The sequence below is a fragment of the Bacillus sp. JK106 genome (assembly GCF_053663355.1).
On the sequence record NZ_JBSJQC010000003.1, the window covers coordinates 485,122 to 503,935 of the forward strand.

The window sequence follows — 18,814 nt, forward strand, 5'->3', positions numbered from 1 at the left end:
CAGGGGAGATAAAAAAAGAAAGCTGCCCGCGATATGGGCAGGCAGACTTTCTTCAGCAGTTTTGATGTTTGAGCCATTCATTTTTGGCAATCCACGCCCCGCCGATGACTCCGGCGTCATTTCCAAGTGCCGCAATCGAAATATCGGCCGCTTCCGCAGAACGCGGGAACGCGGTGATTTTGAAGGTCTCTTCCACTTTTGACCGCAGGATTTCACCCGCTTTAGACACGCCTCCGCCGAGCACGATTTTCGTCGGATTCATGGCGCTTGCCAGATTTCCGAGCACGAGGCCTAAATGTTTTGCGACGTAATCAACGACTTCAAGCGCTGTCTTATCCTGCTGTTTAGCCGCTTCGAACACGTCACGTGCCGTCAGATCGCGCACTTTTAAGAGCGAAGAGTCGGAAACCGCTGCAAGCTTTTCTTTCGCGATGCGGACGATGCCGGTTGCGGACGCAATCGTTTCGATGCAGCCGGATTTTCCGCAATTGCACGGAGCTCCTCCTTCCGGAATACTGCAAATATGACCGATTTCTCCGCCGGCCCCGTTTTTACCGTGAACGATTTCTCCGTTGACGATGATGCCTCCGCCGACTCCGGTTCCGAGCGTCACTAAAATGACATCTTTGGCCCCGTCACCTGCACCCTTCCACATTTCTCCGAGCGCCGCGATATTGGCATCGTTTTCAATGACGGCCGGAATACCCGTTTCCGCCTCGAGATGGTCTTTCAGCGGATAGTTTTTCCACCCCATATTTGTCGTCTCATAGACCATTCCCGTCGCCATTTCCACGGGTCCGGGCGCTCCCATTCCGATCCATTTTACGATCCGTTTCGGCTTGTTCAGTTCTTCCAGCTTCTGATCAAGCGCTTTGGCGATCGTGACCGTAATTGTGTTTCCTGATTTATCGGTCGGAACTTCCCATTTATGCTGAATTTCACCGTACATGTTGATAAAGGCCAGCTTGATGGTCGTTCCGCCAAGATCAATCCCCGCAAACCATGTATCTTCCATAATAATCTCCTTTTCTTATTTAAAATCCTGCTGTGTTATCTGTCTTTGATCCGCTCCGATTCTCTCTGAAGAACTCCGGCGGCTTTTTGCCATAATTCTCTTTCAATCACGTTTGACAAGTACATTTCCTTTAATTCATCTTTCATAAAGTCAATTTCGGCTTGTCTGTCACCGAAATAAACGATATGTCCGAATGACTTAAACAGCTGCTGCACGTCATAAAATGAATTCATCTTCTTCACCATTTCTATTCTTCTTAGTATAAGCGTATTTCATCTCTGATCCGGGCGTCAAGCAAAAAACGATTGGAGAAAATATCCTTGTATTATTTTCATAAATTGTATATTCACAATTGTAAAAAAACACTCATTTATGCGTTTTTCTGTTACAATACTTTCGTGCCCAAAAGCACAAAAGGATTAAAGTTTGATGGGGTGTTGTTTTGAAACAAGAAAAAAGGCTGACGTTCATCTCAGCCATCAGTTTATTTGTCTTGATGTTAGCAGTCATTATTTCCTGCCTGTTTTTCTTTCATACAGAGCCGCATATGCCGCTGTTCTTTTGCGTCATTATTCTGTCTCTGGCAGGTTTATGGCTCGGTTTCTCGTGGGACAGTCTTGAAAAAGGAATTGTCAGCGGATTGAAAAACGGTGTGCAGCCGATTATCGTGCTGGCTTTGATCGGTGTGCTGATCGGCGCCTGGATGTACAGCGGCGCCATTCCCACCGTCACCGTTTACGCTTTGTCAATTATACAGCCGAGTCAGCTACTTTTGACTGCATTATTTTCCTGCATGATTATCAGCACGCTTGTCGGCTCAAGTCTGACAACTGTCAGTACAATCGGCGTCGCGCTGTTAGGGGTAGCAAGCGCGGCGGGAGTTCCGCTCGAATGGACGGCGGGAGCAGTCATTTGCGGAGCTTGTTTCGGTGATAAAATGTCACCGATGTCCGACACGACGAATTTTGCCGCCGGAATCGGCGAAATTCCGATTTTTAAGCATATTCGCCATATGATGGGCACCACCGTTCCGGCACTGCTGATCACGATCGTTCTTTTTTATATTCTCGGTTCATCTGTTTCAATAAATGCCGCTTCAACGCAAAATATTGAGGCGGTCATTTCCGGAATAAAAGAGGCCGTGCACGTTACGCCTTGGTCGCTTCTTTCACCTCTGTTGGTGATCATTTTAGCTGTGAGACGGGTTTCCGTGATTCCGGTGCTTACCGCCGGTATTATTTCCGCAGGGCTTCTGACTGCTGTTTTTATTCCTGACAGCAGCATTCAAGGATTTATATCCGCCCTGCAAAGCGGGACGGCGTTTAAAACCGGCGACCAGGCTGTGGCCAGCATTATCAACAGAGGCGGGCTCCAATCGATGATGGGATCAGTCTCTCTGATCATGATCGCCTTTGCGCTCGGCGGCCTGATGGAAAAAACGGGCCTGATCGCGGCGCTGCTTCAAGGATTGATAAAAGGCGTGCATACGAAAGGACGTCTTGTCATGGCGACCGTCTTCTCAAGTATAGGCGTAAACCTTGCGACAGGTGAGCAGTATTTGTCGATCTTAATTCCGGGTCAATCTTATAAACCTTTATATGACAAGCTCAGTATTAAGCGGATTCACCTTGCGCGGTCGCTTGAGGACGGCGGAACATTGATCAACCCGCTGATTCCCTGGGGAGTAAGCGGCGCTTTTATGGCAAGCGCATTAGGGGTTTCCGTCATCGACTACCTGCCGTTTACCTTTTTCCTGTACATTTCTCCTATGATCTCAATTCTGCTCGGTTTCCTGAAAAAAAGCTGACAATACGAGAAAACCTGCCGTTTTTTACCGGCAGGTTTTCTTATGCAAAAAATCCCGCTGAAAAAACGGGATTTGTTTAAAATGCCTGCTGAATGAATTTGTTTCTGATAAACGGTATTTTTAAAAAGAAATGAATGAATGTCCGTCTGATCCCCGGCTGGCTGAGCACGCTGTTCATCAGACGGTAGCGGTTTTGGTAAACGGCTAAAACAGATACGGCGCATAATGAGTAGATCAACAATTTTTTCATCTTATCCCTCCTGCCCCTATCGTTTGTCAAACAGCGAGAATTATTCCGGTGCAAGAAGTTTTTTATGCGATTAAGCGATGGTTTCAGATTCAGTCACGATCATATCGACCGGAATATCGTGGGGCATGCGGGGAATGCGGTCTGTCAGCTGGCAGTCAAAGAGAAGCGACACGGTACGGCCTTTATAACCGGACAGGTACCGATCATAATATCCTCCGCCGTATCCGATTCTGAAGCCTTCCCGGTCAAAAGCCACGCCGGGCACAATCACAAGGTCAATGTCATTTTGGGCGGCTTTTTCCGTCAGACTCCCGATCGGTTCACTGAGGCCCGCATATACGGTTTCCAGCTGATCATACGCAGAAAATGTACGGAACTCCATTGCTCCCGTCTGCGGAAAGCATTTTGGGATACAGACTTGTTTTTTCTCTTGCCAGGCCTGTTCAATAATCGGCCGTGTCGGAATTTCCAGGCGTGTCGAGATGGTAACGGCGATCACGCGGGCCTGTTTCCATTCTTTTAAAGAAAACAGCGTTTCACGCATGCTGCGGCATTTTTTCTCCCATTCACTTTCTGTCATGTCAGAAAGCTTTGCTTTTATATCGGTTCTGATTTGTGCTTTCACGTTTCTCAAACCTCCCTGAAAGACAAAAAAGCCAGAACTTTATTGAAAGCTCCAGCTTTTTCCGCTGTGTTAAACAGCTTATTTTGTTTCACGGTGTAACGTAGATTTTTTATCACGTGGGCAATATTTTTTAAATTCAACGCGGTCCGGATTGTTGCGTTTGTTCTTTTTAGAAATATAGTTACGCTCACCACATTCAGTGCAAGCCAAAGTAATATTAACGCGCATTATTTTCCCTCCAAACTAAATATCATTTACTTATTCAGACTTATATATAATACCACTATAATGGACGGAATGCTAGAGCTGATTTACATGAAATGTTGTTTAAGTGCAGAAAACATCAGTTTACGCTTCTGATCCTCTGAATGAGCTTGCGTCAGAAGAAGGCAAAATATGACGAAACAGGACAAAAAAGGGCTTTCCGATACGAAATCTATAGAGAAATAACCGTTTGCTCCCCGAGTAAAAAAGATTTTCCGACAAAATTCCGTTTTTTTCTCTATTTCCTTTAGAATGGCGGCGTTTTATGGTATAAAAAAGAAGGGCAAATTAATAATAGAAGGTGATGAAACGTGGAAATTGCTATTATTGCGTTGTTTATCGTCAGTATAGCGCTTATTGCATTCTCATATTCTCAAAGAGATCCGATGAAAGACGTGGAACAGGAGCTAGAAACGCTTCAGCTTTCCGCCATGCAGGAAATTTACAAGTTGAAAAAGAAAATGACGGTGCTTGAAGAAGAATTGCTGGAAACCAACCTCGTGATCCGCAAAGCCAAAAGCAGCGGCATTAACCAAAAAATCGCCAAACAAATCATTTCAAAATATAACAACGGAATGTCTGCGGAAGCCATCGCAAAAGCGGAGCACGTGTCTGTCGAGGACGTCAATACCATTATTAAAGATAATGAGAAGGTGCTCGTATGACAAAACGGGGCATTCAGGCTTTTGCAGCAGGCATGATTTTAGCGACGGCCGTTCTCGCCGCTGTCTTCTATTTGACTGACCATGACCAGGCAGCCGCCGTTAAAACCGAAAAAACAGCATTGACAGAAAAAGAAGTAAACAGCTACCTCGACGATCAGCACAAAGTCTCCGTCAACCGGGATGACTATCAAAAACTGCTTGATTCTAAAGAAAAATCATTAAACAACGACCAAAACATAGACGCTAAAAAGAAAAAAGTAACATACAAACTGACGATTAAAGACGGAATGAGCACTGCTGATGTGTCATCCATTCTTGAAAAAGAAGGGATTATTCCTTCAGCGAAAGACTTCAATGATTACGTCATTGACGCAGGCTACCACAAAGAAATCCGTGCCGGCCATTTCAAAGTCGACTCAGATATGAGCTTTAAAAAAATCGTCAAAACATTAACCCGCTAAAAAAGCTTGCAGGCATCGTCCATTCAGATGGATACGGCCGGCAGGCTTTTTTAATAGGCATATAAAAAGGACCCGGTCAATGGCCGGGCCCGTTTTTTTATCCGAATTTTCCGGTGATATAATCATGTGTTTTTTGATGATCCGGCTGACAAAATATTTTTCCTGTATCGCCCCACTCCACCAGTTCGCCCATATAGAAAAACGCGGTTTGATCAGAGACCCTCGCAGCCTGCTGCATGTTATGAGTCACAATGACGATTGTATACTTTTCTTTCAATATCAAAATCAGCTCTTCTATTTTCCGCGTGGACACGGGATCAAGAGCGGACGTCGGTTCATCCATCAGAAGGACGTCCGGTTTGGTGGCGAGCGCCCTTGCGATGCACAGGCGCTGCTGCTGACCGCCTGACAGTGAAAGCGCCTGCTGGTGAAGGCGATCCTTCACTTCATCCCAGAGCGCAGCTGCTTTTAAAGATTCCTCAGCGATTTCAAGCAGTTTCTTTTTATTTTTTTCGCCGTGAATTCTCGGACCGTACACGACATTCTCAAATATTGACTGGGGAAACGGATTGCCTTTTTGAAACACCATACCGATCTGTTTTCTTAATTCTGCCGCATCCGTCTTTTCCTTCAGCAGATTGCGCCCGTTATAGATCATGTCGCCTGTCACTTTGACATTCGGATCCATTTGCAGCATTAAATTTAATGTTTTAATAAAAGTGGATTTCCCGCAGCCGGACGGACCGATGATCGCAGTTACCTTCCGCTCCTCAAAACCGATCGTAATGTCTTTTAAAGCCTGATGGGCTCCGTACCATACGTTCATGCCGTGAATATCAAATAAATTCTGTGTGTGCACCGCTTCCTTCACAAGACTCACAGTCCTTCCCCCTATCCGAACTTTCCGTTAATGTAGTCATCTGTCTTTTGCGCTTTAGGACTCGTAAAAATTTGTTCTGTCTGCCCGTATTCCACCACTTCCCCGTTTAAAAAGAAAGCCGTTCGGTCAGACACCCTCAGCGCCTGCTGCATGTTATGCGTAACGATAATAATCGAATAATCTTTTTTCAGTTCTGTCAAAAGCGTCTCGATTCTGGCGTTTGAAATAGGGTCCAGAGCGGATGCCGGTTCATCTAAAAGAAGCACGGCAGGTTTCATCGCAAGCGTACGGGCGATACAAAGGCGCTGCTGCTGGCCGCCTGATAACGACAGAGCCGATGAATGAAGCCGGTCTTTGACTTCATCCCAAAGCGCCGCCTTCGTTAAGCTTTCCTCGACCGCATCATCCAAAACGGCTTTCCTGCGTTCCCCTGCATACTTCAGCGCATGTGTGATGTTATTGTAAATGGATTTCGGGAACGGATTCGGTTTTTGAAACACCATACCGATCTCCCGTCTGAGAGACACGACATTAATCGCTTCACCCAAAATATTCAGCCCTTCATAAAGGATCTCTCCCTCGCTTCTTGCCGAAGCAATGGCATCGTTCATTCTGTTAATCTGTCTCAAAAATGTTGATTTCCCGCAGCCTGACGGACCGATCAGAGCCGTCACCGCATGTTTTTCAATATTCATGTTTACATCTTTTACCGCTTGTTTGTCACCGTAATAAATTGATAAATGCTTCACTTCCAAAATCGAAGACTCCGGCGAACGCTTTGTCTGTTCCGCTTGTTCCCTGATGATGTGATCAATCATGTTTTCGCCTCTTTCCGATTAATTTGCCGTAAGCTTTTTATAAATGACAGACCCGAGCCATCTCGCAGAAAGGTTAAACAAGAGAACCGAAATCACCAGCACCGCCGAGCCGCCGTTTGCAATCGCTTCGGCGTCAGGGATAATTCCCTGCGTATTGACACTCCATATATGAACCGCCAGCGTCTCAGCCGGCCTGAAAATGTTGAAAGGAGATGATTCAGAAAACGGGTTCAAATCCGTAAAGTTCAGCCGCGGCGTTGTCAGCCCAGCTGTAAATAACAATGCGGCCGCTTCTCCGAATACTCTTCCTGATGCCAGAATGGCTCCGGTTAAAATTGAAGGAATCGCACTCGGAATCAGCACCGTTTTGACGGTATGCCATCTCGATACGCCTAAAGCGAGAGAAGCTTCTTTCAGCTCCTTAGGGACTGCAGTGAGCGCGCCTTCTGTCACCCGGACCATAACGGGAAGGTTAAAGACCGTTAATGCGAGCGCGCCCCCGATAATCGTGTAGCCCCATCCGGTCAGGTTTACAAACATCAGCATGCCGAACATCCCGATGACAATGGACGGAAGCGAAGACAGCACCTCAATACACGTTCTGATAAAATCGGTGATTTTATTTCGGGGCGCATATTCAGCCATAAAGACGCCGCCCCCCACACCAAGCGGTATCGTGATCAGCATGGTGATAAACAGAATGTAAAAGGAGTTAAAAAGCTGATCCCGTATTCCGCCGCCTGACGCAATGGCGCTCGATTTTGACGTAAGAAAATGCAAGGAGATTTCAGAGACGCCGTGAATAAGAATGTACAAAAACAATCCTGCCAAAATCGCCGCGATTACAGCGGCGCATAACCCGAATACACCGGTGGCCAATTTATCCGTTATTTTCCGGTTCATTACACTTTCCTCCTAGATGACAAGTAGCGTATGAGCAATATAAACAGAAACGACATGATGAGAAGAACAAGCCCCATAGACCATAACGTATTATTTTCAATACTGCCGTATGTGGTATGGCCCATGTTTAACGTGATAATCGTCGTTAATGTTCCCGCCGTATCAAGCAGGCTTTCCGGCAGAAGCTTTGTATTTCCGATAACCATCTGTACGGCGAGTGCTTCTCCGAACGCTCTTGCCATCCCGAGCACGACAGCGGTCAGCAATGTCGGAAACGCCGCCGGGATAAGCACCTTTCTGATTGTCTGCCACCTCGTCGCACCAAGCGCATATGAACCGTCGCGAAGGTGTTTCGGAAGTGACGCAAGCGCATCAGCGGAAATCGATGTAACAGTCGGCAGAATCATTACCGAGAGTACGATCGTCCCCGCCAGAAGGCTGTGACCCGTTCCGCTTGATTTAAAAGAGCCGATAAACGGAACCAATACTGTAAGACCTATGAATCCATAAACGACGGACGGAATGCCGACAAGCAGCTCAATTACCGGCTGCAGCACCTTCTTTCCCCAAGTCGGCGCAATTTCCGTCATAAACACGGCACCCGCAATACCGAGGGGCGCTGCGATCAGAGCGGACAGAACCGTGACCGCAAATGATCCGAAAATAAAAGGCAGCGCGCCGAACTCAGGTTTTGCCTGGGTTGGATTCCAATTCAGACTTGTTAAGAACTCAATCGGGCTTACACCATTTACAAAAAAAGATTGCAGCCCCTTTATACCGAGAAAAATTGTGATCGCCGCTGATGCCGCAATGATAATCGCGGCACACACAGACACAATCACCCTTCCGCGGACTTCATCCAATTGCCTGTTTTGTTTTGAGCTTATTAAGCGTTCGCTTACAGACTCTTTTTCTCTGTGATTTATCATTTGTTTACACTCCTATAAAGAAGAAGAGGCGGGGAGCCCGCCCTCCCCTCAGCTTTGCTTGCCGTTTGCGTCACGTGTGACTTTCATATCAGAGATCGGAATGTAGCCCTGATCTTTTACGATACTTTTCTGTACTTCATCGCTGTTCATATAGTCAAGAAACGTTTTTGTAAGGCCTGACGCTTCATCTTTCGTATAAGAGTGCTCGTAAGCCCAAATCGGATACTCGCCTGTGACGACGTTTTTCTCTTCCGGTTTGATGCCTCCGATCGATAAAGGCGTTACTTTGTCATCGTTTATATAAGAGAATGCCAGATAACCGATTGCTCCCGGCGTTTCCGCAATGATTTTTTTGACTGTATTGGAGGAATCCTCTGTAATGCCCTCTGCAGGCTCTGCTCCGTCAAGAGCATATTTGACGAACGTAGCGCGTGTTCCAGATGAATCAGGACGGTTCACGAGTGTAATTTTTTGATCTTTACCGCCAAGCTCTTTCCAGTTTTTAATTTTTCCTGTAAAGACGTCTGTCAGCTGTTTTTTGGTTATATCCTTTACGCCCGCACCGGGGTTGACCGCAGCCGCCATCGCCACTACCGCTACTCGGTGGTCTTTTAGGGCTTTCGCATCAATGCCTTCTTTTTCTTCAGCAAAGACATCTGAGTTGCCGATTTGCACTGCCCCTTCAGACACTTGCGAAAGTCCTGTTCCTGAACCTCCCGCTTGCACCTGCACATCAGCATCCGGATGTTTTTCCATAAACTTTTCCGCCGCTGCCAGTACTAACGGCTGCATGGCTGATGAACCAGAAATGGTTAAAGAACCTGATGCTTTTTTATCCTCACTTGCAGATTGACTGTCTGTCTTGCCGCTTTCCTTTGCATTTCCGCATGCTGCAGCAACAATCATAACAGCAGCCATCAGAAGCATAAGCATCCATTTGTTTTTTTTCATTTCCTGAATTCCCCCTGCATTTAATGTGTAATTTGTCCTACACGTATAGAGTAAAGGGTTCTTGTAAAATGCGTATAAATCAAGTGTTAAGGTTTTGTAAATCCGGATGTTTTTTTGTATAAAAAAAACGCTCACAGGTTGTGAGCGTTTTTCTGTTAGTTGCTTGTATTGCCGTTTTCAGCGTCTTCCTGAATTTTATCTTCGTTTTTCTGCTTCGTATTATTATCTTCTTGTTTCTTTTTCAGCTCAAAGTATTTGTCCAGAGCTGCTTCCCCGATGTCATTAGTTATTGAATACCTGTCATTGTAATTTTCATAAGCCCATGGAACCACTACCGAAATAGCAACTTCAGGATGATCTGCCGGAGCATAAGCCACCAAAGTTGTGTTATAAGTAGAAGCACCAGTTCTTGATTTTATAGGTCCATCATAGAAAGCTTGTGCTGTTCCAGTTTTACCGGCAGGGTGATAACTTTTATTAGCAAAATTTGCTCTCGCAGTCCCTTGAGCTCCATTCATAACAAGTTTAAAGCCTTGTTGAACACGTTTAATTTCACTTTCCGTCATATCAAGACGGTTCATCACTTCCGGATTAACAGATTCAACGACGGCCCCGATACCTTTTTTTGAAGGTTTTCTTACTTCTTTCACGACTTGGGGCTTCATACGATAGCCGCCATTAGCAATGGTCGATACATACTGAGCCATTTGAAGCGGAGTGTATGTGTCATATTGGCCGATCGCAAAATCAAGCAAGAAACCTGACTGTCTTTTAGTTCCCACATATCCTGTAGCTTCGTTAGGCAGATCAATTCCTGTTTTTACCCCTAAACCGAATTCACTGAAGTAATAACGAAATTTATCAAATGCGCTGTAATCAAGCGGCAGTGGATGTCCTGATATATATTTACCCTTACCAATTGCAATCGCAGTTTTAAACATATAAACGTTAGATGAACGCTCAAGTGCAGTTAAATCATTTATCGGCCCCATTACACTTACCGATTTTTTAGGAGGAGAATCTTTAATATTTAAAACTTCATCCGTAAATATATTTCCGATTTTTATAGCACCTGTTTGATAACCTGTTAACAATGTTGCCCCTTTTACAGCTGAGCCCATGTTATAAGAGGAAGTCATTGTTCCTAGTGCATAATCATCAATTTTATATTTGCCGCCTGCTTGTTTAATCTGTTTACCCGCCATTGTAAGCACTTCTCCATTACGGGGATCCATCATTACGACAAATGCTCTGTCAAGCAACTGTGTACTCGGTCTTGCCTTTGCAGCCCTTAAATTTTTCTCAATAATTTTTTCAACGTCTTTTTGCAATTCGGTATCTATAGTGAGTACTAAATCATCCCCGGCTTTACCTTTTGAAACCGTTTCTGTATCTGTTACGTTTCCAGAGGAATCTGTCACATTTCTCACTTTCTCTTTTTGGCCCTGCAGCAGATTTTCATATTGATACTCTAAATAACTTTTTCCTACTCTGTCATTCCTGCTGTAGCCGAGGGACAAATAATGCTCAAGAAGATTTGAAGGGAGTCCCTCATTGGAGCTTGAGACACTGCCGAGAACTGATTTTAACAACCCTTTATTTGGATAAGACCGTTCCCAGTCAGACGTCACGTCAACTCCCGGCAGTTCATCTAAATGTTCGCTGACGACGGCCATTTCTTTTGCCGACACCCCTTCATTTTTGATGTATTGAGGCGTCAGTGAATAGCCTGAATCCATCTGCCTTTTGATCGCAAGGATCTGCATATCTTTTGAAGTGAGCTCATTCAGCTGTTTGTCTGTGATACGTTTCAGCTGAAGCTGATATAAATCATCTTCAGACAGTTTTTTGTCTTCAGCTTTTTGCTTTTCTTCGGCCGTAATCAGTTTTTTCGCTTCATCAGGCCTCGTTAACATCCAATAGTCTTTTTTATCCCGCTCAGTCACCTTTTTGGTGCTTACCTTAATCATACCCGACAGTTTTTTTGCGATTTTTAAACGCTGCGCCTGGGTGGTTGAGGCTGAACGTGTATATGTAATCGCATTTAATGCTTTATTCGTTACGATAGGATTTAGGTTCCGGTCGTATATTTTCCCTCTCGGAACCGCCGTGCTGACATCAGACTCCTCCTGCTTATTAGCGGCGTTTTTATAATCATCACCCTGAACGATCTGCTTGATGCCAAGCTCGACGATAATCCAAGTAAAAATAAGAAACGCGGCCAAAAACAAAAAATTAAGCCGGATCGGCAGTGATTTTTTCTTTTCTTTGTTTACAGCTATTTTCTTTTTATTTCTCCTCATGACATCACCTTTTCTTATTTACAGAAAGAAATGACACCTTCTGTTCAGGTGCCATTTTTCATTCTAAAGGTTTTTTCGATATTTTTCTACAGATAACCCTTTTATCTTTCTCCTTTTATAAAATTCGGTTCCGCCGCCTGTTTTTGTCGGTCTTCTTCTACTGTTTCATCAGAAGTTTCCGTATCCAGTCTGATGTCTTTTATAAAGTAATAAATCAGCGGATGGCCGGCTCCGAGCAGCACGAGCGCCGCCGGTATTCCCACTTTTTCCTTGAATAATGTAACGATTACAAGGAAACAAAGGATGGAAACGATCCGGCCCGCATTTAAAAATAACTCCCTGAGCACAATGTATTCAATTCTGGCTTTTCTGGCAAGACGCGCCCGGCCTATCACATCATATGTAAGCGAGACATACGGCACGAGCAGAACTGGATAGCCGATCGCAATAAACACTCCGTACAAAAGGAGCGTCGTGAAGCTCATTTTAAAAATGATGAGAAACAGGGCGCCGTACAAGATCAATCCGCCGATAAGAATCGCCTTTTTCCGCGCTCTTTTTTTGATGAGCCTTGATGCAAAATAATAGGCAAAAAAAGAAACCGCGGAATTGACGAGACCGAATGTTCCGAGCGCCAGCTCACTGTTTGTCGCAATGAATACAAATACGCTGATTAAAAAAACAAAAATCCCTTCTCTCAAGCCTTGAAAAAAGTGCGCGTTGGTAATCCGGCGCCAATTCAGATTCGTATGGCGCTCATCAAAAACTTTTTTCAGCATAAACCGGCCTTTCGACTCCCTCCGCTTCAGAAAAAAGCTCATGACCACGGCAAGGGCAAATAAGCCGAGCGACAAGCTGAAAATGATTGTATAACCCGTATTGTTTTCAAGTCTTGAAATGACATATCCGGCTACAATCGGACCGATCATGCCCGCCGATGAAGACAAAATGCCTAAAAACCCGTTAAAAAAATCTCTCGTTTCCGGTTCCGTGATTTCGAACGTCAGCACATTAAAAGCCAGCCAGTAAAAGCCGTATCCAACTCCGAGCACGGCCCCTATCAAAACGAGACGGGAAGCCGCAGTTTCTCCGGCAAGCAGCACACTTAAATAAAAAGCAGCCAAAAAGATAACGCCGAACCTGAGAATAAACACCCTGTCAATTTTTTTAGCCAGCCGGCCGGCCAGCAGAAAGGTAACCGGCTGCATCGTTACGACCGACAAATTGTATATGGCCAAATCAATAAATTTTCCCGACTGCTTCCACAAATACACGTTGACAAATGTATTTGACAGCGCGATGCCCAATGAGTAAAGGCCGCCAATCGTCAATAACAGCAGCAGCCCTTTATTTATTTCGATGTCGCCGATAATTTTTTTTATTTTGCTCATCATTGACTCCCCTTTACTACACATTAGTTTGTCTCACTCAAACTGAGATATGTAAAAGGATTCAAAGTCAATAAAAAAACAAGGCCTCCCGCGGGAGACCTTGTTTGATCGAACTATTTATTTTGCTTCGCTGTAAAGACGGGCAACTTCATCCCAGTTCACAACATTCCAGAAAGCTGAAATGTAATCAGGACGGCGGTTTTGGTAGTTCAGGTAGTACGCATGCTCCCAAACATCAAGACCGAGGACAGGCGTTTTACCCTCTGAAAGCGGTGAATCTTGGTTTGGCGTGCTTGTAATTTCAAGTTTGCCGTTGTTTACAACAAGCCAAGCCCAGCCTGAACCGAAACGGCCGGCAGCTGCTGCGGCGAATTTTTCTTTAAATTGATCGAAGCTTCCGAACGTGCTTTTGATCTCTTCAGCAAGCTCACCAGTCGGTTCGCCTCCGCCGTTCGGAGATAAAAGAGTCCAGAATAAAGAGTGGTTGGCATGTCCGCCGCCATTGTTGCGGACAGCTGTGCGGATGTCCTCCGGCACTGCGTTCAAATCAGCAACAAGCTCATCTACAGATTTCTCTGCAAGCGCTGATCCTTCGATCGCTTTGTTGAGGTTTGTCACGTATGTGTTATGGTGCTTCGTATGATGAATCGTCATCGTTTCCTTATCGATATGAGGTTCTAAAGCATCATAAGCGTAAGGCAATTCTGGAAGTTTGTAAGCCATAATTTTTTTCCTCCTTTAAATATATGTACTGAAATGCCGCTTAACGCGAACTTTTCTAATCTCAATGTAACAAAAGAAAGCATGGTAATCAATGAAAAAGCTCACAATCCGGCGATTCCAGCAGACATAGTACACTTTATCCGTTCACTGCCGAAATTAAACCTTTCTAAAGCACCGTCCATAAGAAATATCCGATCATAAAGAGCTGAATGACGCCTTTTGCCGCCACGCTTGTTAAAAAGCCGATTAACGAGCCGAGCCCCACTTTTGCCGCGGACTTGATATCCTTTTGATGAACAAACACCTCAGCGCAGACAGCACCGATAAACGGGCCTATTATAATGCCTGCCACGGGAATAACGAAGGGCCCTATCAACAATCCGATCGTGCTTCCCCAGATTGCCGCCCTGCTTCCTCCGTACCTTTTAACGCCAAGTAAATTTGACACATAATCAGCTGCAAATAAAACGGCCGCAAATACCGCCTCAATGAGCCAAAACAGGTAAGAATAAGGACTGAAGGAAAACAAAAATCCGTAGAGAAGAAAACCGGCCACAATAAAAATAACGCTTGGAATCACCGGATATACAAGCCCGATAAAAGCAATGACGAAGACCGCAATGATAATCAGCCAATACAAAACACTCATGACAAAAACACCCTCCTTTGTTTTGCGGGCGATCACCGCTTCCCGCTTTATCTTATTATGTATGATTCCTTATCACCGCTTTAAATACTCTCACTTGTGTTCATCCCCTGTGAACGATACAATAAGCAACATATACCAGTTTAGGCTAGGAAGTGAAGATGTTGAACATATTTACGGCTTTATTGAAAAGTACATACTCTCCGGCAGATATTGCAAAAACACGGTTTCAGGGGATAGGAAAAGCGATCCTTTATGTATTTTTGCTGTCTGTCCTTTTTACGCTGCCAAGCGCTTATTACCTTTGCTCCGGCACCGTAAACTCAATGAACGGTTTCAAAACCGTGTTAAAGAAAGATTTCCCTGATTTCAGCATTTCAAACGGAGAATTGCAGACGAAAGCATCCGCCTCTAAGGAAACGGAAGCGAACGGGTTCGTCATCGTGTTTGATCCCACAGATGCTTACGGCGCTAAACAAATAGCGGCGAAACAAAATGCGATCGGCATTTTGAAAAATAAAATGGTGCTTGCTGTAGACGGACAGGCGACAGAAATGAATTATTCGCTGATGCCTGCCGATATCACAAAAAAAGAAATCATATCAGCATTAAACCAAAATAAAACAATGATCGTCACCGTCCTGTCCGTTTTGCTGTTCATCATGACAGCGGCCGGCAAATTCATTGAAGTATCATTTCTCGCCGTCATCGGCCTGATATTGAAAAATGCGCAAAGAAAGACATTGAATTACCAGCAGCTCTGGAAGCTTTCGGCTTATTCCATTACACTTTCGACCGTATTCTTTACGATCATGCGCGCGCTTGTTATTACGGTGCCGAGTGAATTTTTAGTGAATTGGTTTGTAAACTTTATCATCCTTTTCCTCGTCTTAAAAGAGATACCGCGAAGTAAAACAGCTGTGTAACAAAGACTGCCCCCGGCGGTCTTCTTTTTTGTCATGAACAAAATGGGACAAGCATACAATGAAGTAAAATGTATGCGGGAGGCGGTTGGAATGAAGCGGCTTACTTTTGTATTCGGCAGTTTATTTGTGATATTCATTATCTTTTACGATCTTAAAATCGGCACGATCCCTTCTCAAGACCTTCCAGCATACGCAGCGGCGGCACAGCCAGCCCAACAGGAAGCTTCATACAGAACGGTTACGGTCAAAAAAGGCGATACGGTGATGTCGATAGTCGGCGCACATAAAGCGCCAGATGATATTGCACAAGATTTTGAAGCGCTGAATCCGAATGTAAAAGCAAACGCCATTCAGGCAGGCACCGCTTATAAATTCCCCGTCTACCGCAATTAAACGTTAATTTCTTGTCAGTTCGGCAAATACACTGTTACAATATAACATGTAAATAGAAGTTGCCTGACATGTAAAAGGCTCAGCCTGCAAAAGCGGTAACTACAATTAAGGAGCGATTGACAAGTGAGTGAAATCACACATCGTACAAAAACGCGTCCCGTCAAAGTGGGACCTTTAACAATAGGCGGAAATAACGAAGTCGTCATTCAGAGTATGACGACGACCAAAACACACGACGTAGAAGCAACAGTTGCGGAAATCAACCGTTTAGCCGAAGCCGGCTGCCAAATTGTCCGGGTGGCATGTCCGGACGAACGCGCCGCTAACGCGATTGCCGACATCAAAAAACAAATTTCCATCCCTCTCGTTGTCGATATTCATTTTGACTACAAGCTTGCATTAAAAGCAATTGAGGGCGGGGCCGACAAAATCAGAATCAACCCGGGTAACATCGGCCGGCGCGAAAAAGTGGAAGCCGTCGTAAAAGCGGCGAAAGAAAAAGGAATTCCGATCCGGATCGGCGTAAACGCGGGATCTTTGGAAAAGCGTATTTTAGAAAAATACGGCTATCCGACTGCTGACGGAATGGTTGAGAGTGCGCTTCACCATATCAAAATCCTGGAAGACCTTGACTTTCATGACATCATCGTCAGCATGAAAGCCTCTGACGTCAATCTCGCCATAGAAGCATACGAAAAAGCGTCAAAAGCATTTGATTATCCGCTTCACCTCGGAATTACAGAATCGGGCACGCTGTTTGCCGGAACGGTAAAAAGCGCGGCCGGACTCGGAGCGATTTTAAGCAAAGGAATCGGAAACACGCTCCGGATCTCTCTGAGCGCCGACCCGGTTGAAGAAGTGAAAGTAGCCAGAGAACTGCTGAAATCATTCGGTCTCGCTTCAAACGCGGCTACGCTTATTTCATGCCCGACATGCGGACGGATCGAAATTGATCTCATCAGCATCGCAAATGAAGTGGAAGAATACATTTCAAAAGTCAAAGCGCCGATTAAAGTAGCGGTTCTCGGATGTGCCGTTAACGGACCGGGAGAAGCAAGAGAAGCCGATATCGGGATTGCCGGCGCGCGCGGCGAAGGACTTCTTTTCCGCAAAGGCCAAATCGTCCGCAAAGTCCCTGAAGAAACAATGGTCGAAGAGCTCAAAAAAGAAATCGACAAGCTGGCAGAAGAACACTATGCAAAGCTTGAAGCAGAAAAAGCAAAAGCAGAACAAGAAACACAAAAAGCTTGACGGATATTCCGCCAAGCTTTTTTTTTGCGTTGTGTTAAAAAAACGGTGTAATGAAGATGCCAAGCACAAGGGAAACAATACCGATTCCCATCGCCCATCCGCCTAAAGCGCCTGCTCCTCTTCTTCTGGCGATATAGCCGACGATAATGCCGCATGCCCCTAATAAAACAGGGAGCACAAACAGGGAAATGATAGAAATAGCCAATGCTGCATACCCTATCCCCCGGCCTTCACTTACTCCGTCCCGATTATCATCACGGTCTGCTGCCCGGTCAGAAGCACGATATGGCTCTGAGATTTCGGCCGCTGTTTCTTCTGAATAAACATCACGCGTGATATCGGTTCCTTCCGATCCATGATCTACATAGTAATCGTTGCCTTTTCGATTTTCGTAATCGTATGCCACCTTCAATTCCCCCTTTTTCTTTTATGAAAGGAGCTTTTTTAGTTTCCGCGTTTTTTACGAATTCATGTTTGCTAAACTTTTCTGGTATTGTTAATTGTTTATGTTACACTTGAAGGGATGAATTTATAGGAGTGTGGACATGTTACGGTTAGGTATAGATATTGACGGCACAGTTACAGCACAGGATACATTTGTCCCTTATTTAAACCGCTCATTTCATCTTTCCATTACCTTGGATGATATGACTGATTATGATCTGACGAAGCTTTTGAACATTACAGACGAGGAATTTTGGGAATGGATGAACGTTCATGAAGCAGCCATATATAAAGAAGCGAAGCTCGCGGAATTTGCCAAGCAGGCACTGGACGGACTGAAAGAAGAGCACCGTCTTATCTACATTACGGCAAGACGCGGCCACTTAGAAGATGTTACGCTGGACTGGTTTGCAAACCGGGACATTCATTACGATCACATTGAGCTTGTCGGAGGCCATCACAAAGTGGAAGCCGTCAAAAAACACGGCATTGATTTATTTTTCGAAGATCACCACGGCAACGCGACAATGATCGCAAAAGAAGCAGGCATTCCGGTTATCCTTTTTAACTCCCCATATAATCAGCTCCCCATCGATTCCAATATTATCAGGGTGCAGAATTGGCTTGAAGCCGTCGCCTGGATTAATAAAAACAAACACAGCTTTCAGCATGTTAAAAGCTGAAAAAAACCTCCTGTATAAGCAGGAGGTTTTTTATCGGCACGCCGGACAGGTGCCGTAAATTTCAAACTTATGGCCGCTGATTTCATACCCTTCCAAATCATCGTGCAGCTTATCCATCGGACAGGACTCGATTTCCTTCGTTTTCCCGCAGGTTAAACAGATAAAATGGTGATGATGATGGGTATAAGAGCATGTAAAACGGAACAGTTTTTCTCCGGAAAGCTCCGTCGTTTCCAAAATGCCGAGTTCTTCATATAACGAAAGATTTCTGTATATGGTATCAAAGCTCAGACCCGGATAGTCGTCATTTAATGCGGCAAGCACGTTTTTGGCGGTCAGATATTTATCAGAATCAGCAAAAAGCTGCAGCATGTCTTCTCGCTTACTCGTATATTTATACCCTTTTTCTTTCAGCAGGTTCAACGCTTCTTGTACGTTCATGAGGACCTCCCCTTTACAACACGGTATCGCTCCAAAAAGAAAATG

The 18,814-nt window shown here is 44.9% G+C and carries 23 protein-coding genes; 7 read left to right on the top strand and 16 right to left on the bottom strand.

Features of this window, described 5'->3' with window-relative positions:
• Positions 1-52 precede the first annotated feature (52 nt).
• On the bottom strand, positions 53-1,015 hold the full coding sequence (gene glcK / locus ACWJJS_RS12805; RefSeq protein ID WP_077722597.1) for a glucose kinase GlcK: 963 nt from the start codon (positions 1,013-1,015) through the stop codon (positions 53-55).
• A gap of 35 nt (positions 1,016-1,050) precedes the next feature.
• Positions 1,051-1,260: a YqgQ family protein gene (locus tag ACWJJS_RS12810; RefSeq protein ID WP_025852938.1), complete on the bottom strand. Its 210-nt coding sequence runs from the start codon at positions 1,258-1,260 to the stop codon at positions 1,051-1,053.
• Positions 1,261-1,457: 197 nt separating this feature from the next.
• Between ACWJJS_RS12810 and nhaC the strand changes: the two genes are divergently transcribed.
• Positions 1,458-2,822, top strand: coding sequence for a Na+/H+ antiporter NhaC (gene nhaC, locus ACWJJS_RS12815; protein ID WP_021494320.1), 1,365 nt, complete (start codon positions 1,458-1,460; stop codon positions 2,820-2,822).
• A gap of 76 nt (positions 2,823-2,898) precedes the next feature.
• Here the strand turns inward: nhaC and ACWJJS_RS12820 are convergent, their stop codons facing one another.
• The 3 genes from ACWJJS_RS12820 to rpmG form a co-directional block, all read right to left on the bottom strand.
• A complete protein-coding gene (locus ACWJJS_RS12820) occupies positions 2,899-3,072 on the bottom strand; it encodes a hypothetical protein (protein ID WP_003153061.1) in 174 nt (57 codons plus the stop codon).
• 70 nt (positions 3,073-3,142) lie between these two features.
• Entirely contained in the window at positions 3,143-3,697 is a 555-nt protein-coding gene (locus tag ACWJJS_RS12825) for a 5-formyltetrahydrofolate cyclo-ligase (protein WP_353575137.1), read from the bottom strand.
• 78 nt (positions 3,698-3,775) lie between these two features.
• Complete coding sequence (gene rpmG / locus ACWJJS_RS12830; RefSeq protein WP_003153056.1) at positions 3,776-3,925, bottom strand: 50S ribosomal protein L33; 150 nt, start codon at positions 3,923-3,925, stop codon at positions 3,776-3,778.
• 347 nt (positions 3,926-4,272) lie between these two features.
• On the opposite strand from rpmG, the gene ACWJJS_RS12835 reads away from it, so the two are divergent.
• Together ACWJJS_RS12835 and ACWJJS_RS12840 are read left to right on the top strand one after the other, a co-directional pair.
• Complete coding sequence (locus ACWJJS_RS12835) at positions 4,273-4,626, top strand: hypothetical protein (RefSeq protein WP_003153047.1); 354 nt, start codon at positions 4,273-4,275, stop codon at positions 4,624-4,626.
• Entirely contained in the window at positions 4,623-5,087 is a 465-nt protein-coding gene (locus tag ACWJJS_RS12840; protein ID WP_176283425.1) for an endolytic transglycosylase MltG, read from the top strand. Before ACWJJS_RS12835 ends, ACWJJS_RS12840 begins: the two co-directional genes overlap by 4 nt.
• A gap of 97 nt (positions 5,088-5,184) precedes the next feature.
• On the opposite strand, the gene pstB (ACWJJS_RS12845) is transcribed toward ACWJJS_RS12840, so the two are convergent.
• From pstB (ACWJJS_RS12845) to ACWJJS_RS12885, 9 genes are all read right to left on the bottom strand, one after another.
• Entirely contained in the window at positions 5,185-5,967 is a 783-nt protein-coding gene (gene pstB / locus ACWJJS_RS12845; protein WP_094247731.1) for a phosphate ABC transporter ATP-binding protein PstB, read from the bottom strand.
• Positions 5,968-5,978: 11 nt separating this feature from the next.
• Entirely contained in the window at positions 5,979-6,785 is an 807-nt protein-coding gene (pstB, locus tag ACWJJS_RS12850; protein ID WP_070082116.1) for a phosphate ABC transporter ATP-binding protein PstB, read from the bottom strand.
• Between the two features lie 18 nt (positions 6,786-6,803).
• The gene (pstA, locus tag ACWJJS_RS12855) at positions 6,804-7,688 is read right to left on the bottom strand and encodes a phosphate ABC transporter permease PstA (protein ID WP_094247730.1); all 885 of its coding nucleotides are present in this window, start codon (positions 7,686-7,688) and stop codon (positions 6,804-6,806) included.
• Positions 7,688-8,617 (bottom strand): phosphate ABC transporter permease subunit PstC, encoded by a 930-nt coding sequence (pstC, locus tag ACWJJS_RS12860; RefSeq protein WP_007612605.1) that lies wholly within the window; start codon positions 8,615-8,617, stop codon positions 7,688-7,690. Before pstC ends, pstA begins: the two co-directional genes overlap by 1 nt.
• Positions 8,618-8,665: 48 nt before the next feature.
• Positions 8,666-9,568 carry a phosphate ABC transporter substrate-binding protein gene (locus tag ACWJJS_RS12865; RefSeq protein WP_094247729.1) on the bottom strand — a complete coding sequence of 301 codons (903 nt, stop codon included), beginning with the start codon at positions 9,566-9,568 and terminating at the stop codon, positions 8,666-8,668.
• A gap of 155 nt (positions 9,569-9,723) precedes the next feature.
• Entirely contained in the window at positions 9,724-11,871 is a 2,148-nt protein-coding gene (locus tag ACWJJS_RS12870) for a peptidoglycan D,D-transpeptidase FtsI family protein (protein WP_070082117.1), read from the bottom strand.
• A 101-nt stretch (positions 11,872-11,972) separates the two neighbouring features.
• Positions 11,973-13,262, bottom strand: coding sequence for an MFS transporter (locus ACWJJS_RS12875; RefSeq protein WP_014305429.1), 1,290 nt, complete (start codon positions 13,260-13,262; stop codon positions 11,973-11,975).
• A 117-nt stretch (positions 13,263-13,379) separates the two neighbouring features.
• Positions 13,380-13,985 carry a superoxide dismutase SodA gene (sodA, locus tag ACWJJS_RS12880; protein ID WP_003153025.1) on the bottom strand — a complete coding sequence of 202 codons (606 nt, stop codon included), beginning with the start codon at positions 13,983-13,985 and terminating at the stop codon, positions 13,380-13,382.
• Positions 13,986-14,151: 166 nt separating this feature from the next.
• Positions 14,152-14,634 carry a DUF456 domain-containing protein gene (locus tag ACWJJS_RS12885; protein ID WP_017418157.1) on the bottom strand — a complete coding sequence of 161 codons (483 nt, stop codon included), beginning with the start codon at positions 14,632-14,634 and terminating at the stop codon, positions 14,152-14,154.
• 158 nt (positions 14,635-14,792) lie between these two features.
• Between ACWJJS_RS12885 and ACWJJS_RS12890 the strand changes: the two genes are divergently transcribed.
• The 3 genes from ACWJJS_RS12890 to ispG all read left to right on the top strand — a co-directional run bounded on the left by ACWJJS_RS12890 (position 14,793) and on the right by ispG (position 17,201).
• The gene (locus ACWJJS_RS12890; RefSeq protein WP_139890046.1) at positions 14,793-15,557 is read left to right on the top strand and encodes a DUF1189 domain-containing protein; all 765 of its coding nucleotides are present in this window, start codon (positions 14,793-14,795) and stop codon (positions 15,555-15,557) included.
• A gap of 90 nt (positions 15,558-15,647) precedes the next feature.
• Positions 15,648-15,950, top strand: a complete 303-nt coding sequence (locus tag ACWJJS_RS12895) for a LysM peptidoglycan-binding domain-containing protein (protein WP_003153022.1) — start codon at positions 15,648-15,650, stop codon at positions 15,948-15,950.
• A gap of 132 nt (positions 15,951-16,082) precedes the next feature.
• Positions 16,083-17,201 (top strand): flavodoxin-dependent (E)-4-hydroxy-3-methylbut-2-enyl-diphosphate synthase, encoded by a 1,119-nt coding sequence (gene ispG, locus ACWJJS_RS12900; RefSeq protein WP_169510269.1) that lies wholly within the window; start codon positions 16,083-16,085, stop codon positions 17,199-17,201.
• A gap of 34 nt (positions 17,202-17,235) precedes the next feature.
• Here the strand turns inward: ispG and ACWJJS_RS12905 are convergent, their stop codons facing one another.
• The gene (locus tag ACWJJS_RS12905; RefSeq protein ID WP_087920773.1) at positions 17,236-17,613 is read right to left on the bottom strand and encodes a DUF308 domain-containing protein; all 378 of its coding nucleotides are present in this window, start codon (positions 17,611-17,613) and stop codon (positions 17,236-17,238) included.
• 133 nt (positions 17,614-17,746) lie between these two features.
• On the opposite strand from ACWJJS_RS12905, the gene ACWJJS_RS12910 reads away from it, so the two are divergent.
• Complete coding sequence (locus ACWJJS_RS12910) at positions 17,747-18,328, top strand: nucleotidase (protein ID WP_007408297.1); 582 nt, start codon at positions 17,747-17,749, stop codon at positions 18,326-18,328.
• A gap of 30 nt (positions 18,329-18,358) precedes the next feature.
• Here the strand turns inward: ACWJJS_RS12910 and ACWJJS_RS12915 are convergent, their stop codons facing one another.
• On the bottom strand, positions 18,359-18,769 hold the full coding sequence (locus tag ACWJJS_RS12915) for a Fur family transcriptional regulator (RefSeq protein WP_003153018.1): 411 nt from the start codon (positions 18,767-18,769) through the stop codon (positions 18,359-18,361).
• Positions 18,770-18,814 lie beyond the last annotated feature (45 nt).